At 61.9% G+C, this 14,693-nt stretch carries 14 protein-coding genes and 1 pseudogene; all 15 read right to left on the minus strand.

Annotated elements, in window-relative coordinates; translation table 11 throughout:
* Positions 1–1,311, minus strand: a pseudogene (locus ACFWFP_RS17170) (hypothetical protein); the annotation flags it as partial.
* A gap of 32 nt (positions 1,312–1,343) precedes the next feature.
* Complete coding sequence (locus ACFWFP_RS17175) at positions 1,344–2,939, minus strand: hypothetical protein (protein ID WP_379296087.1); 1,596 nt, start codon at positions 2,937–2,939, stop codon at positions 1,344–1,346.
* A gap of 37 nt (positions 2,940–2,976) precedes the next feature.
* Positions 2,977–4,449 (minus strand): hypothetical protein, encoded by a 1,473-nt coding sequence (locus ACFWFP_RS17180; protein WP_379296089.1) that lies wholly within the window; start codon positions 4,447–4,449, stop codon positions 2,977–2,979.
* 79 nt (positions 4,450–4,528) lie between these two features.
* Positions 4,529–6,715 carry a hypothetical protein gene (locus tag ACFWFP_RS17185; protein WP_379296091.1) on the minus strand — a complete coding sequence of 729 codons (2,187 nt, stop codon included), beginning with the start codon at positions 6,713–6,715 and terminating at the stop codon, positions 4,529–4,531.
* Between the two features lie 828 nt (positions 6,716–7,543).
* Positions 7,544–8,503: a DUF6301 family protein gene (locus ACFWFP_RS17190; RefSeq protein ID WP_379296093.1), complete on the minus strand. Its 960-nt coding sequence runs from the start codon at positions 8,501–8,503 to the stop codon at positions 7,544–7,546.
* Positions 8,504–9,027: 524 nt separating this feature from the next.
* A complete protein-coding gene (locus ACFWFP_RS17195) occupies positions 9,028–10,014 on the minus strand; it encodes a DUF6301 family protein (protein WP_379296095.1) in 987 nt (328 codons plus the stop codon).
* 284 nt (positions 10,015–10,298) lie between these two features.
* Complete coding sequence (locus ACFWFP_RS17200) at positions 10,299–10,595, minus strand: hypothetical protein (protein ID WP_067455163.1); 297 nt, start codon at positions 10,593–10,595, stop codon at positions 10,299–10,301.
* A gap of 161 nt (positions 10,596–10,756) precedes the next feature.
* Positions 10,757–11,101, minus strand: a complete 345-nt coding sequence (locus ACFWFP_RS17205) for a hypothetical protein (RefSeq protein ID WP_379296097.1) — start codon at positions 11,099–11,101, stop codon at positions 10,757–10,759.
* A 35-nt stretch (positions 11,102–11,136) separates the two neighbouring features.
* Positions 11,137–11,298 (minus strand): hypothetical protein, encoded by a 162-nt coding sequence (locus ACFWFP_RS17210; protein WP_379296099.1) that lies wholly within the window; start codon positions 11,296–11,298, stop codon positions 11,137–11,139.
* Positions 11,299–11,393: 95 nt separating this feature from the next.
* Positions 11,394–12,335 (minus strand): hypothetical protein, encoded by a 942-nt coding sequence (locus ACFWFP_RS17215; RefSeq protein ID WP_379296101.1) that lies wholly within the window; start codon positions 12,333–12,335, stop codon positions 11,394–11,396.
* 89 nt (positions 12,336–12,424) lie between these two features.
* The gene (locus ACFWFP_RS17220) at positions 12,425–12,820 is read right to left on the minus strand and encodes a hypothetical protein (protein WP_379296103.1); all 396 of its coding nucleotides are present in this window, start codon (positions 12,818–12,820) and stop codon (positions 12,425–12,427) included.
* Between the two features lie 41 nt (positions 12,821–12,861).
* Positions 12,862–13,002, minus strand: coding sequence for a hypothetical protein (locus tag ACFWFP_RS17225; RefSeq protein ID WP_379296105.1), 141 nt, complete (start codon positions 13,000–13,002; stop codon positions 12,862–12,864).
* Between the two features lie 176 nt (positions 13,003–13,178).
* The gene (locus ACFWFP_RS17230; protein WP_379296107.1) at positions 13,179–13,955 is read right to left on the minus strand and encodes an N-acetylmuramoyl-L-alanine amidase; all 777 of its coding nucleotides are present in this window, start codon (positions 13,953–13,955) and stop codon (positions 13,179–13,181) included.
* Positions 13,956–14,183: 228 nt separating this feature from the next.
* Positions 14,184–14,480: a hypothetical protein gene (locus ACFWFP_RS17235; RefSeq protein ID WP_378635123.1), complete on the minus strand. Its 297-nt coding sequence runs from the start codon at positions 14,478–14,480 to the stop codon at positions 14,184–14,186.
* On the minus strand, positions 14,458–14,688 hold the full coding sequence (locus tag ACFWFP_RS17240) for a hypothetical protein (RefSeq protein ID WP_379296109.1): 231 nt from the start codon (positions 14,686–14,688) through the stop codon (positions 14,458–14,460). The genes ACFWFP_RS17235 and ACFWFP_RS17240 overlap by 23 nt, the downstream gene beginning before the upstream one ends.
* Between the last annotated feature and the right edge of the window lie 5 nt (positions 14,689–14,693).

A 14,693-nucleotide genomic window follows, 5' to 3' on the forward strand; every position in this document is an offset into this window, starting at 1 on the left:
GCTCGGCGTGATCGGGCTGACGATCGCCAGTTGGGGGCGGTCGGCGAGGGCAAGTGCCCGGGCTTGGGCGCCCGCGGTCGCCGGCAACGATCGCGCGGTGGCCGCGTAGCCGGACCCGGTGGTCGACCTGGATTCGTTGTTGATCGCCTCGAGCACACTGCGGTGCTTGGCGGTGGCGGCCGCGTTGACGACGAACTCGCCGTTGGACATCAGCACCGGGACCGCATCCTCGCGCGGTCCGCCCGGTCCACGGACCAGACCACCATCGCGCATCTTGGTCGACCATTCGATCAGGGTGTCGCCGATCTTGGCCAGGCCGAGACTGCTTCCACCGACGACGGGAACCCAACTGGGAACGGTGAAGTCGAGCTTCTTCAGTACCTCGCCGACGGCTTTGAGTACGGTCGCGCACGCCCGTTTCAGGGCGTCGAAGACCTTGCCGACGACTTCGCCGACAGATTTGAACGCTCCCGAGACCACCTGGACGGTCTTCTTGAACGCCGGGACAACCGTTTGGCTCCATACCTTCTCGAAGAAGTTGATGACCGGTTTGAGCGCCTTGTCGAAGGCCTTGACCAGTGCGTCTTTGAGCTTGTTCAGCCAGCTCATGATCTTGTCGATCCATGGCTTGAGGTCGTCGACGATCTTCTTGATGATGCCGAGACCGCCCTCGCTCAGGGCCTTGTCCAGCTCGCCTTGTTGCTTCTCGTGCTCGCCGTGGTCCTTCGCGGCGTTCTTGTGATCGCCGCTCGAGTTCTTGACCGCGGCGGTGAGGGGCGACATGCCGGTCGCGGCGGCCTTCGCCGAGTCGACCAGCTTCTTCGTCGCCGTGGTGTGCGGGGTCTCGAGGGCATCGCTGGCCTTTTGCGCGGCGTCGAGTTCCTGCTGCGCGGTCGCTATCGCCTTGGCATCGTCGCCCTGGCCATTGCCTTTCTCCGCAGGGCTGCCCTTGCCAGGGGGCTTCTTCGGCGCCCGCGGTCCGCCGGCTCCGGCCGGTTGTTTTCCGCCGGGCCGTTTGCCCCCCGGTGCCGGACGCGGGGCCCCCGGTTTCCCGCCCGGCTGAGCGGGTTCGGCCGTCGACTTGGCCACGCCCCCGGGGGACTGCTGTTGACGCGCCCGCATACCCATCGGCGCCGCTGCGGCAAGCGCGGCGGCGCCGGCGACGCCACCAGCCGCCGCCACACCATCTTCGTCTTCGGCCGAGTCGTCGCCGTCGTCGTCGTCGTCGTCGAGTTCGTCTTCCTCGGGATCGAGATCGTCGAGCTCTTCTTCGTCCGCGTCGAGGTCGTCTTCGGGCCGGGATCGGTCCATCGTCTACTCCTTGGGTCATGCGTCGCCGCGACTTACCGCCGTCCGGCCGCGTAGGTGATATCTCGTTGCGCGGCCACGGCTTTCGAACGCAGGTAGGCGCCGTCGTGCTGGGTCGTCGTGAGGTTGATCGTGGTCGACCGATCGAATCGGTGCGTGGTCGCCACATCGGGCAACGCTTGCGCCGGTTTGACGCGCGAAAGGCCCAGTGAGGCAACCACTTGCGCGTCTCGCCCGCCGACATTGAGGGTGTCTTTGTTGATCGATTCCAACAGCGGCCCGTAGCGCGCCGTCGCCGCGGCGTTGACCACGAACTCGCCGTTGGACGCCAGCACCGGCACCCGGTCCTCGCGCGGACCACCTGGCCCCCGCACCACGCCGCCATCGGCCATCCGTGCCGACGCCGCCCACGACGTCATCGCCCCTCCGAGCCCAGCCAGGCTGAGCGTCGCGCCACCGAGCCAACCGGGAAGACTGAACTCGATCTTGGCGACCACCGAGCCGATCACGGCGACGATGTCCGCCACCTGGTTGACCACCCCGGCGAACAGGCCACCGATCCCGCTCCCCAAGCTGCCGAGCGCGTCTTTCACCTCGTCGATCACCGTGGTGAACGGCGCGAGGCACGCGGCGAACACCTTCTTGAAGTAGTCGCCGACTGGCTCGAGCACGTTCTTCTTCACCGTGTCGAAGGCCTTCTTCACGGAGTCCCAATGCTCGATGAGCAGCCCGATCACGACAATCGCGACCTCGATCGCCGCGACGATCTTGCCGATCACCGATTTGCCGACAGCCTTGTTGAGCTTGCCCTGGGATTTGTCCCACTTGTTCGACGCGCCTTCGACATTCTTCTGGGCACCCGCTGAGTCTTTGTGCGCCTTGGCGAGATCGTCGAAACCCTTCGACGATTTGTCGACGTTCTCGGTCATCTTCTGGCTGGTCGCCGCGTGCGTGCCGAGGTTCTTGACGTCGCCGCGCAGCGCTGAGGTTCGATCCTTGAGCGCCTTGGTCTCATCGGTGATCGGTTTGGCGTCACCCGCATTCGACTTATCCGGCGAGGCTTTATCCTTCGCCGCACTCGCCGTGTCTTTGACCTGCGAGACGGCATCCGACAGATTCGCCGGATCAGCCATTCCGGTGAGATAGTCCTTGCCCTGGGCGAGGCCGGCGCCGCCGAGCCCGCTCAGCGCGGCTTTCGGGTCGGCGACGGCCTGGCGCCAGTCAACTCCCGACGTCATCGCGCCCATCGCCAGACCGCCGGCCAGACCGGCACCGCCGCGCACCTTCGAGCCGAGCCCGCCCCGAGGCCTGCCCTGCGGTTTGGATGGCTTGCGAGGCTTGACCGACTGGCTCGGCGGTGTAGCCGTTGGTCGCGCACCCCTAGGTGGTTCGACCGAAGCCGGGCGGTGCTCGTTCTTGTATCGCGTTGGTGCGTCATGCCTTTCGACGCTCGACTGACCGCCCTCCGGGCTATCGGAGTGAGCCACGTCGCCTTTCGACGGCTTGCCCGAACTCTTCACATCGGACTTGGCCGCGCCACCCTTGCCCTTGTCGCCGGCATCGAGTGGATCGCTCGCGGCCAGCGCCGCGCGCAATGCGGCGTCGAACTGCGCGTCGCCTTTACTGCTCATCGTTCTAACCACTCCCTGAGGTGTCTGAAAGGTTGGGCTAGCGCGACCCACCCGCGTAGGTGAGCGCGCGTTGCGCGTGCACGGCGCGCGACCGCGCGTAACTGGTGTCGTTCCCTCGGTTCAGCGCGATGGTGGTCGAATGGTCGATCGCGCGAACTGTCGCGCCGCTCCGCCGCACGCCGCGCAGTGGGGCGATATGCGGACTCTTGGTCAGCGCTGACCGGCCGGTATCGGTGCCGGCTACCCGCAGGTGATCACTGTCGACCGCAGCCATCACCGTCCGCTTCGGGCTCCCGGCCTCAACGACGACCTCATCGGTCGAGCCGGCCGGTGCCTTGGCACGGCTCGCACCGACAAGACCACCGTCTGCCATACGCGCCTGCGCCCACTCGGACATGGCGTCGGCGATGCCGCCCACGCCTGGGAACGCTCGGAACTTGCCGAGGAGATCGGCGACCTTGCCGACGACCACGGCGATGTAGTGCACCATCTTCTGGAACACCCCACCCACGGTCGAACACAACGCCTTGAACGCGCCGGAAACAGCCGTGCTGATGTGGGTGAACGGCTTCAGGACCTCGCCGAACTGGTCCTGGAAGAATCTACCGACCGGATCGAGCACCTTCTCCTTGACGACACTGAACGCCGCCTTGATCTCGTCCCAGTGCTCAACGATGAGCGTGATCGCGAGAATCGCGGCCCCCAGGGCGAGGGTGAACCAGCCGACCGGCGACGCGTTCCACACCAGGTTCAACGCGGTCTGCGCCACTGACCACAGCTTGGACGCGCCGCCGATGATCTTCTGCACGGCAGACGCGGTGCGAATCGCGCCGGTCAGCTTCTTGAGGTTCTTGGCGACGCCGCCGACCTTGCCGACCATCTTCTTGCCGGCGCCCGTGTGGTTCTTGATGGCCGCGAGGTTGTCATTGAACGCGCCGCCGAGGTTCTTGAGGGCGGTCGCCTCATCCTTGAGCCCTTTGGTGTCGACCTTGCCGCCCTTGGGTTTGCTTCCCTTCGGGCCTCCTGGTTTACCGGCCAGCGGAGCCTTGGCAGGTGGACGTTTCGCCAGGTCAACCGGCTTGCTCCTATTCGGCGGTGCCGCAAACCTTTCCGGTCCCGCGGACGCCGGTTTCTGGCTCTTTGCCGGCTGCTTCCGGTCGACACCGGGCGGCTTCGCGCCCGGACCACCTCCGCGTGGCGACTTCGGCGCAGCGCCACGCTCTCGCTTGCCGCTCTCACGCGGCTGAATCGGCTTCTTCGGCGGCCGAGCCGTGGGGCTTGTGCCCTTAGGGTGATCATCGACCTTGGGCGGATTCTTCTGCTGCCGAGCAGGTCTGGACGCGGAAGGCCGACGCGAAGGACTCCTGCTCTTACTCGGCTCCTTCGTATTGTCCGCCTTTTTCGGCCTCTGATCCGTTGAATCGTTGAGGCCGTCCAAAGAGACCGGATGGATCTCGATGTCGAAGCCGGCCAACGGGTCCGGAACACCCTCCGGTTTCGGATCACTCATCGTTTCCAACCTTCCGATCTCTTGTGAATTACCGACGTCTACTTGTCAATACCGAGTCAGCCGCACAGCGGTCACCTGACTACACGCCGACCGGACTGAACCGCGCATCCTGCACGGCCTGCAACATCCGAATCTGCGCGAACGCCGCATCGACATCAGCGACCCGCACATCAAATGTGCGCGGACCAGGCCCGTTATCCGTGCGAGGCAAAGCACCGTCGTGCAGGAACGGCGGCCGATACGCGTACCCGATCTTGCGTTCCTCAGCCTGGGCGGCACGCAACACCGACCGATCGATCACGGCCATCACCTCGATACCGGATGCCCTCCGCGGCACGACCCCGCGTTGCCCACCCACCAGGCCACCGTCGGCCAACCGCTCAGAAGCCCAAGCCACCATCGCATCACCGACACTCTTCAACCCGAACGACTTATTGACCGGGAATCCGATATTGATCTCGAGCCGCTGGAAGATCTGACCGATCGCCTTAACAATCCCCACGACCGTCGACCGCACCGCACCAACCGCGGTACCAACCACCCCACCCATCCCATTGAACCCAGCCATCACAGCGTCAAAAGCCAAGCGGTAAGGCGCAATATAGACCTTGAACGCCGCCATAAAGAACTCAGCCACCGGCGTCAAGACATTCTTCAACACCCAATCAAACGCCGCCCGAATCTGATCCCAATGCTCCACAATCAACTGAATAATCGGCACCGCCGCCGAAATAGCCGCAGCCACCGTCCCCACCGGCGAAAACAACATCGCAATATTCAGCAACTCTTGCGCAAAGGCCCAGTCATCCGACACCTTATCGATCACGGCTTGCACGCCCGCCGAATCAACAATATCAGATACAAACCCAGATACCGCCGAAACAGCACCCCCGACCAGCACCACCAGTTCATTCAGGCCATTCTGGACGTAGCTAGTGAATGACGTCGACATCCGTGAAAACTCGGCGATAGTCACCTTCACACTGGCAAAGAATCCGTTATCGGAGCCTTCAACTGAACTGCTTACCATCGCATCGGCGGATGCTGCAAATACAGTCGCCGCGTTAGATTCAGAGGCACTCAAAGTCTGCCACGCAAGAGCACCAGCGGCAACCCCAGAGAAGACGCCTATCCTCCCGCCAGCTCGCATTACGGTCCTACGTGCTGCGGCCCGCTGTTGAAGTCTCTCCTGGGCTGCTTCCGAGGCTCGATCGCGCTCGAATTTCTCAAGCACTTGCCTATATCTCTTGTCATCCTCCGTTACGTTCGGCAGGTGTCGGAGGTTGTGAGATGGATCGGTGTTTGTCCCACGCTTTCCTAGCGCCGTCTTAGACCTTTTGAGCGCCGGTGGGAGGCGCGCGAAGCGAACTTGATCGCGCTCATTCGCGACAATGTTGCGAAATCGCCAGCCTTGAGCCTTAGGCGCCCAGCCCTTGACCGGGTCGCCGGCATCGCCCTTCACCAGGAGATAGTCGACCGGCACGAACCCCGCGTGCGATTTCCCCGAGAGGGCATTGAAAACCTCCGGATATAAATTGTACAGCTTGTAGCGGAGTTCCACGTCCATCCGGAGCAGGTCTTCAAGGTACGCCCTTGTTCCTTGACGAAATTCCGCGTAATCAACCTCGCGAGTATCCGCCCTCGGCCTTCGACCGAGTTGCTCAACCACTTTTCGGACACCCAGACCTGGCTTTTTTCTAGACCGCTTCCCGGAAGGAGTAGCCGACGGAAATCCACCCTTAGCCTCTACGACCACGAGCTTAAGATTGGGTCGCTTTCCGATTACTGCAACGACATCCAGGGTGTTGTTTCCCCGATCTCCCCTAACCAGAATTTCTCCGCCGTGGATGGCTATCTGCTTTTCCAGGTAAGCCTCCGCGACGTTTAGACCCAGTTCTTCCCCGATAGATTTAGCCCTTTTGTACGAACGGCTTGTATCCTCAGAAATGCGCTCTGCAAATTCTATCAGTCGAGGATCGGTTCCACTATCCGCCAAATCGTCCGCAGTTTGCTCGATTTCATCGGACCTCAGCGCCCCTTCACGCAACCCAAGTGCACTTGTAAGATTCCGCCGGATTCTGGCATTCAACTCTTGATGGTATACAGCCGGGTAATATTCACTTGCCAGTCGCCTCTGTCTGTCAGATGAGCGTTTGTCAATATCGGCTACCTCATCAATTTTCGCAGCATCGAGCTCCGAAGTATCAGGATTTAGGTCAATATTCGTTGTCAGCGCCCCGCGGCGACTAAGGGGACTTGTTGCCATTATTTAACCAACCAATTGATTCGAATAGTTATAGTGAGCATCAGAGGCCAACTCGATCCTTGAGATATAACTGCGAGTTGGTGATCAAGGACTTGCCCACACTGCGCTGCCGGCACCGCGGTCAAAAACGGATTATGTTGCATCCACGCCCGTGTACAGGGTTGACCATCGGCGGTCGACCGATGATGCTGTCGGCGCAGGGATCGCGCCTGTAACTCGCAAGCCGACGTTTTCGTCAGGGCTTGACGTCGAAGCGCGCCGCAAACTCGCGCAGATCGGGCGGCGTAGCAAGCAGTCGATGCGGATACAGCGGGCGATCGTGTGATGGACTCGGGACAGCAACTGCCGGTGCCGTTGACCGCGCAGCCGATGCGGGTCTCGGAAGCGTAAGGTGCAGCAAGTGATCCGCGACTTCAGCGAAGAGGGGCACGGATTCGCTCGGCCAAAAAGACTGAAGAGCGGACCAGCAAACCCACCCAGCCACACGTAGTCGGATTCGTCAGATCGCTCGGTGCTGCCCACCCCCTGGGTCTGGAATAGCCGTTCTCGACGTGAAATCCGTTGAAGTTGGTAAGTGTCCTGCGGGGCAGTGGGATCGCTGACATCAGTCGCGAGACGCTTGGCTGAGCCTCAAAGCCGTTGGGATGCATCGAATCTGATCAAGTGCAAGCTTGCCGCGGTGTGGTACTTCACACTAAACGGCACCGACCACCGCAGCCATGCCGTACAGGATGCGGTGATCAGCGACTACGTCCGGTGGCGCAATCGTCGTCACGCCTGGCCGATCCAGAGGCATGGATCGTAATTTGGCCCGGGTCGAATCCCGATTCAGCCTTCTCTGAATGCGACCAGGTCTGCGTGATCTCCGTACGACAGACTTTGGCTATCAATTGAAATTGACGCTGCGTCTTCAACTCCGAAAATACTTCGTAGCACACCAACTGCACTCTTCGATAGCGCATAGTATTTATCATATATGGTTGGCCATTCGACCGCGTAGACCCAATGGCGGCTTCTCTTGTCAGGCTTTACCCAACCATCTCGAACCAACTGTTCAGCGTCTATATCCCCAATCTGAGGAAATTCGCATCTCAGCAACAGACCCAGTCGGCTGCTCTCGCCGAAGCTGAATCGTACCCATTTCTTGGAATCTGCAACAATGGTCAAGACTCCATCTTCCGGTAGGCGAGATAGCGTCAAAGACAATGCCGACAAGAACGACTGCCATCCGAGAGTTGAACTCGGCGACACTGAGTCATTCGGCTTCTCGTCACCGTGATTCAGACGCCGTTCATATTCGAGCTCATCACGGCTGGAATTCTTCCAATCTTGATAGTTTGGATTGATTATGCCGAGCATGAGATAGCTAGCGCGCAACCTCAATTCTATCGACAGTTCCGGCAATTCCCAAGCAAGCGTGGGCTCGCGCCCGGGAATCGCTTGTGTCGGATTTCCAAACTCCGATGTGAGGCGTGAACCAGCTAGGAAGAATGCGTCAATACGCTCCGACGCGGAGACCGATCCACTTCCTGAAGAGGACAGCCTGAATGATATTTGCCGCAGAACCTGTGAAGGCGCTTCATCACTCCAAATATTGCGTCCAATCGATACATGACCGATAGGTTCCGCGATTTCAAGATTCGTTAGCAGACGAGGGCGAATAGAAGGCTCCGCGACCCGCCACTCTGCGACATCGCAGAACCGCGATACGTCGTCGGGATTCCAGCTCCAGCTGAAATTTGCAGCTAGGCGAGCGCTTCGCACGGCTCCGTCGATGTCGGCTTGCATACTTGAATCCTACTTCTTTCGAGGAGTGATCGTTGGGTCACATCGGAGTCTGCCCGGAGCGCCCGGTCGGCCACCGAACCAGCGGCAGGAGACGCGAGACACGCTACTCTGTCTCAAAATCGATTGCATTGAGGTCAGGAGATTGGACCAAGGCTGGCCCGTGGCGGCGCCTACGACTTTGTCGTACTCGATGAACTGGGCGGCGGCCAACACTGCCGATAGTGCCGCTTTGCGGCCCTTGGTCGCCATCGGCGGGTGATCGAACGGGGATCGCGTGGGGCTGGGTGGCCACATGAGACCAGGGCCGACAATCAATCCAACGCATCATCGGTCAATTCAAGCCGTGACGGGCACCTACACTCGTTACCAATGCTCGCATTTGCCGTCGTGTCGCAGCGCATCAATGGCCGCAATACACTCTCAACCAGCACAAGACACCGGATGCGGCAAAGTTCGGAGATTTCCGGCGCACCAAAGGTTATAAATAAGCCTCAACGACTGACTACAAAACTCTCCATCGGAATCTAAGCCACACCAAATGCGGAGATATCAGGGGTAATACCCAAGTTCTCCCAAGCCTCTATACTCACCTCAGCTGGACTCTTAGCTAGATATACGCTACGGAAAATATCTGCGAGCGAAGTTGCGAACTTCTGATACTCAGTGTATCTACATGGCCAGAATAGTTCGCGACTCCATTTAAGCGCACCATCGCTACGTGACCCAATCCATTCTTCGCCGACAAACATAGGGTTCTCGAATATCGTCTCACTGACTTTTTCACCCGGCGTTGATGTGCACTCCAGGCGATAGTCCTCTACGAAAACTAGAGCTGATCCGTTATCAGTCGAAAACTCAATGTGCCCATCGTTGGGCATGACCCAAACCGTTGCCGCCAGAGCGGCAATGAAATCGCCCCACTCTTCCGGATTGGAGTACGTAAATTCCTCACCGGAATCAATGATCCCCCCCTCCAGTTCATCAAATTCTTCCGAATCGAAACCGCAATCCTCATCGTAGGTAGCCTGAAGGTCCAAATATTTCTGATAGACCGGATTTACGAGATCAATCTGAACAAAAGTATCCTCGCCCGCCAACACAATCGCGAGATTGGGTAGATGCCATGCGATTTCAGACCCATTTCCTGGTCGACGTCGATCCGGCTCACTGAGATCAGTCATGAGACGCGCAGCGAACTCTGCAAATTTATCTGCCACTAGCGCATATACATCCGTAGTTCCCGGGTCGGCCATGGCAACAAAAAATTGCAGCTGAATCATTTGCTGACTACTCTTGCCCTCCTGACGCAAAAAGTCAGGATTGTAGGTTGAATGCGCTATCGGCTGTCCGATGTCAATACCAGTCCGCATAATTGCACCATATTTATCTCGTGACTGCACTTCCCAGCCTGCGAGCCTACAAAAATGTTTGATATCATCCTTTTTCCAGGTCCAATTAAAGCTGGTGGCAAGTTGCACAACTCGAGCCGCGCCTTCGATGTCGCTTTGCATACTTAACTATCCAACTTTCGACTGTTGAGGGCCTGAAACCTCGTTGCGTAGCCTGCTCGAGGGTACACACTATGGGATGTCCCGTAAGTCGTTGAGCAGCAACCGGTATCGAGTCGCCGGTGGTGACCTCCTCGGCTGACCCGGTGATGGTGGAGTTCTCGGGACCGGCCACGCACGTTCTCTCTCCTGATCACCCGGTTGTGGCGTGGGGGGGTGTCAACGGCCGGTACGAGGCCGGCCGCCGGGTTGTGTTTCGAAGACCGGGTGCTGCCCGCAGCTACCGGCTAGCCGGCGACCGGTTTGAAGATGTCGACGATGCTGTTCATCGTGGACAGGCGCCGTTCCTCACGGACTATGTCCATTGCTGTCTGCGGACGGGGCATCGGCTTCACCTGGGGTGGGTCCGCGCCGGCTGCCGCGATCACGGCCGCTTGGACGCCCTGCAAGCCGTCGATGATCGACAGGAGCAGATACGTGTCGAGGGTGTAGCCCTCTGGCGTCGGTGGCTCTTCGGCGTCGGGATCGGGGTCGGATTCCTCCATGTCGAGCCAGTACTCGGCGAGCTCGCGGTCCAACGCCAAGGCCGTCTTGTAGTGCGACCCGCGGGGCAGGCGGTCTTTGAACCGCCAGATGGTGCGCCAGTCGCGGGTGCGGAACTCGATGGGCCCGAAGCAGTCTCGGATGTCGATGCCGCGCTCGAGTAGGTCGTATTCGAGCGCGGCACCGAACTTGTCCCAGAACTCTACGAGCCCTCGGATCCCCCCGGCAGCTCCATGGCGCCTTCGCCGTAGAAGTGGGCGTACAGATCGTTCTGGAAGGCGACCCATTCGTCGATGGGGCGGTCGGCGAACAGGTCGTCGACCGCGTCGTAGGCCTCGCCCAGCAGGATCCGCAGCTGGTCTTCTTCGTCGTCGGTTTCGGCCAGCAAGCGCGCCTGACGGCGGGTCAGTGGCTGGATCGCGATGTCGGCGGTCAGGTGGTAGGGGCCGCGTCGCTTGGCTGCGAGTTCACGCTGGATCTCGTAGAAGCGGCCTTCGTCACCGCCTGCGACCTTTGTAGCCGTTGACGTTTTGCGGGGTGCTGCCATCAGGGGATCTCCGGTTTCGTAGTGGCGGAACGTAGTTACTTGGCGGGCTTGGCCGCGGCGACGGCCTGCTTGACGTCTTCCTTGACGCGGTGGCCGAGACCGAACTTGGCGTCACCGAACGCCGAGGCGTCGAAGACCTGGTACTCGTGCGTGCCGTCGGTCATCGTGACCGGGAACTGGGTGGGGATGAAGGACACGGGGTTGCCCCGCTTTCTCTCCGGAAGCTGACAGGAAGTGGCCGCGTGCCGCGACCGGAGAAGCGCGGCACGCGACCACGTTTCATGGGCGTCGGCTACGCAACGGTGACGACGCAGTTGACCGAGGCCAGCGCGGTGCCGCCGGTCGGGGTGTACACGATGCCGACGGTGGTGTTGCCCACGGTGGCGTTCGCGGCGGCGGTCACGAAACCGGACGCCGACACCGTGATGTTCGAGCCACCGGCCGGGGTGAAGGCGCAGTTGGCGTTCGGCAGGATGCCGCCGAACTGGTCGGTCACCACGATCGGCGCGGACGTGGTGGTGCCGCGCGTCACGGTGATCGGCGCGGGAGCGACCGCCGAGACGGTGTACTTGATGCCGGTCGCGGACAGCAGCTTCTGCCAGCCGGTGCCACCGAAGCCGTGGGCGACGGCGTAACCGAGGGTGTCGTCCTTGAAGGCGGTGAGGGTGAGCTTCTCGCCCATCAGGTTGGTGGGGGTCCACTGCTCGCCACCCCACTTGGTGACGGCGACCTTCGGCATGATCTTGAAGATGTAGATCGGGGCGGCGTCGGTGCCGTCCTTGCCGATCACGACCGCGGAGTAGTAGTTGATCTGCGGGGTGGCGGGCTGCCAGAAACCGACCTCACCGTTGGCCGCGGCCTGGGTGGACGCCAGGTTGGTGTTGCTGGTCAGCGCCAGGTTCAGCAGGTTGGTCTGCTGCGGCTCGAACTCGATGGTGGTGATATCGCTGGTGATGTCGTCGCGGACCGGCTGCATCTCGCCGTACGCCTCGATCGGCGAGGCCGTCACGGCGCGCGCGAAGTTGACGCCGGACTTCTTATCGATCAGGCCGACGGACTGGTACGACGCGGGCAGCGCGAGCAGGTTGCCGGTGGCGTCGGTCATGCTGCCCGGGGTGACGGGGGTGGAGTTCGGCCACGGGGCCAGGAACACCGCGGCGTCGAGCGGCTTGAGCAGCAGCTGGCGCTGGGCGGCCTTCAGGGTGGTCAACGGGGTGGACGAGATGGGAGGCAAGACTTTCTCCATTCATGTGCCCGGTGAACCGGGCTGGACAGGGAACTGGGCAACCCCCGCGATCGGCGGGGGTGCCGGTGATATGCCGTCTACTGACGGCGGGCGTCGATGGCGAAGGCGAGCTCGACCATCTGGTGCAGCGGATCGAGGTCGGGGAATTCGCTCGTCCCGCGGCTGCGACGCAGATTCGGGGCGCTGAAACGCGGTTCAGCAGCAGCGATTTCCTCCACGTAATCGACCAGCACGCCGTTGAAGCGTGCGGCCGAGGCGTTCAGAAAGGCATCGCGCACCTGAATCGCCATGGTCTGCGCCTGCTGCCTGGTGCTGTGGAAAACGGCCGCCCGCACTTTCGCCTGGTAGGTGATCGCGTTGTGATCGAGCGTGCCGCCCGTGGTACGAACCCAGATCAGCGGCAACGTGATTTGGCTCGCCGTCGCGGGCAGGGCACTCACGGTCGGCGCGATGGGTGTGAGCAGCCCGATCATGAACTGCTCGAAGTCCGGGAACTGCCCGGCGTATGGGCTGGTCATGCGACACCGTCGTCGAGTGCCGGGGCGATCTCGACAGCGGCGTGCAGTACGCCCGTCGAGGATTCCGATGGCTGCGACGCGGTGGCTTCCTCAGCGCCGAGCGCGGAACTCGCGGCGAACGTAGTCAATTCCGTCATGGTGATCTCCGGGAGTTGGGAACGGATACCGCTGGGCAAGAACCGCATTCGCGAGTTGGCGGTGCGGGGCCGTCGAGGCGGTCCGTCGTGGAATCAGAGGCCGAGCAGCGGCAGGACCACTGGTGCGAGCACAATGGCCAGCTGAAGCAGTTCGAGCAGGACGGGCAGCATGGAAGTCACCTCCCCTCCGGTGCCGGCGTTTCGAGGGCCTTCAGGCGGTCCAGGATGTCGGCCATGGCGTCGACTACGGTCATGCCGTCGAGCTGGTCCCAGCCCGCGAACATGCCCGCGTCGCGCTGCTGGCTACCGCACAGCTGCTCGCGGATGTCCTTGACATCGGTGCCGATCGGGCCGCAGAACGCGGTGATGAAATCCTGGATCTGGGTTACTTCGGATGCGCTCATCGGAGCGTCCTCTCCGTCGATGAATGCCTGTACGTCGCGACGGAACTCGTCCATGTCGATACCGGCGGGGTCGATTTTTCCTTCGTGGGAGTACTCGCGGTGGGCCACGCAGTCCTCGGCGTCGCGGCCGATGCGGGCCAGGATGGCCGCGCAGCCACGCTTGTAGGCGTCGAGTTGTGCTGGGGTCCAGTCGCTTCCGTCGCCGCGGGAGACGGCTTCGATGCCGATCACGTGGTAGTTGGCGTTGTCGGTGGGCCAGCCGGGCCAGGAGCCGCGGCCCGCGTGCCAGCACACGCCTGCGGCGATCACGCGGAAGGTGCCGTCGCGTTCGAGAACCAGCTGGGCCAGCGGGCCGGGGAGGTCGGCGCGGCCGTCTTGGACGATGCGCCAGTCGTTCTTGCCGCCGCCCGCGGTGTGGTGGCACAGCACGCCGCGCAGGTCACGGAAATCACCGTGGCCGCGGTCGCGCCAGCCCTCGTGTTCGATGACATCCAGCCCGGCAGCGCGCAGCACATCGGCCAGCCATACCGGGTCGCCTGTCCAGGCCATGGGTATCTCCTTGTGTGAGTGAAGGTTCGGGGTCCCGCCCTCGTGGACGAGGGGAAGCGCCGAGGGCGGGACCTTCGCTCCTGACGCGGCGGCGACGTCTACGACCGCAGACCACCTGCGGGAGACGGGCGCGTCAGGAGCGCGGCATGCGGCGGGCTCGAATCCCGCACCGTATCGAGTGTTCTCCGGGGGCCGACCGCATGCAGTTCGGGAACGGCGGGGTCGCCGTCAGATTTCTTCTTGGAGGGTGGCGGGGATCTTGTAGTCCGCCACCGGGGGCTCCATACCTGGCACGTGTAGGCGCAGGAAGCCGAGCAGTTCGTCGATATGGCGCTGAAGTGCGCGGATCAGGCGTATCGCGTCGCGGAATCGCAGGTGATCGTCGGCGGCCTGCTCCTCTAGGGCAACCACCCGCTCCCGCAACTTGGCGACTTCGCGGGCCTGCCACGCGGTCACCGCGCCGATGACGGTGGCCAGTGCCATACCGGTCGCCTGCACGAATTCAGGGCTCAACCACGATGTCATCGGGTTCACCCGCCGATCCGGTCACCGGAGTTACGGCGGGCCTGATCAGTGCGCCCGCGATCAGCGGCGTCGCCAACCCGTAAAGGGTGAGCAGTGTTTCGATCCATGCCGTGTCGATCTCGCGACCGAGGAGATAGGCGAGGACACCCGTCACAGCGACGAGTACCGACCGGACCAGCGCGGGTTCTGGGGTCTTGCTGATTCTCATGATGT

This window comes from Nocardia sp. NPDC060249, assembly GCF_042728755.1.
Lineage (GTDB): Bacteria > Actinomycetota > Actinomycetes > Mycobacteriales > Mycobacteriaceae > Nocardia.

Coding starts and splice junctions, on each gene's coding strand:
- ACFWFP_RS17185 (WP_379296091.1), bottom strand. CDS start 6,715: ATGGCAACAAGTCCCCTTAGTCGCCGCGGGGCGCTGACAACGAATATT.
- ACFWFP_RS17205 (WP_379296097.1), bottom strand. CDS start 11,101: ATGGCAGCACCCCGCAAAACGTCAACGGCTACAAAGGTCGCAGGCGGT.
- ACFWFP_RS17225 (WP_379296105.1), bottom strand. CDS start 13,002: ATGACGGAATTGACTACGTTCGCCGCGAGTTCCGCGCTCGGCGCTGAG.
- ACFWFP_RS17190 (WP_379296093.1), bottom strand. CDS start 8,503: ATGCAAGCCGACATCGACGGAGCCGTGCGAAGCGCTCGCCTAGCTGCA.
- ACFWFP_RS17240 (WP_379296109.1), bottom strand. CDS start 14,688: ATGAGAATCAGCAAGACCCCAGAACCCGCGCTGGTCCGGTCGGTACTC.
- ACFWFP_RS17195 (WP_379296095.1), bottom strand. CDS start 10,014: ATGCAAAGCGACATCGAAGGCGCGGCTCGAGTTGTGCAACTTGCCACC.
- ACFWFP_RS17220 (WP_379296103.1), bottom strand. CDS start 12,820: ATGATCGGGCTGCTCACACCCATCGCGCCGACCGTGAGTGCCCTGCCC.
- ACFWFP_RS17180 (WP_379296089.1), bottom strand. CDS start 4,449: ATGAGTGATCCGAAACCGGAGGGTGTTCCGGACCCGTTGGCCGGCTTC.
- ACFWFP_RS17175 (WP_379296087.1), bottom strand. CDS start 2,939: ATGAGCAGTAAAGGCGACGCGCAGTTCGACGCCGCATTGCGCGCGGCG.
- ACFWFP_RS17230 (WP_379296107.1), bottom strand. CDS start 13,955: ATGGCCTGGACAGGCGACCCGGTATGGCTGGCCGATGTGCTGCGCGCT.
- ACFWFP_RS17235 (WP_378635123.1), bottom strand. CDS start 14,480: ATGACATCGTGGTTGAGCCCTGAATTCGTGCAGGCGACCGGTATGGCA.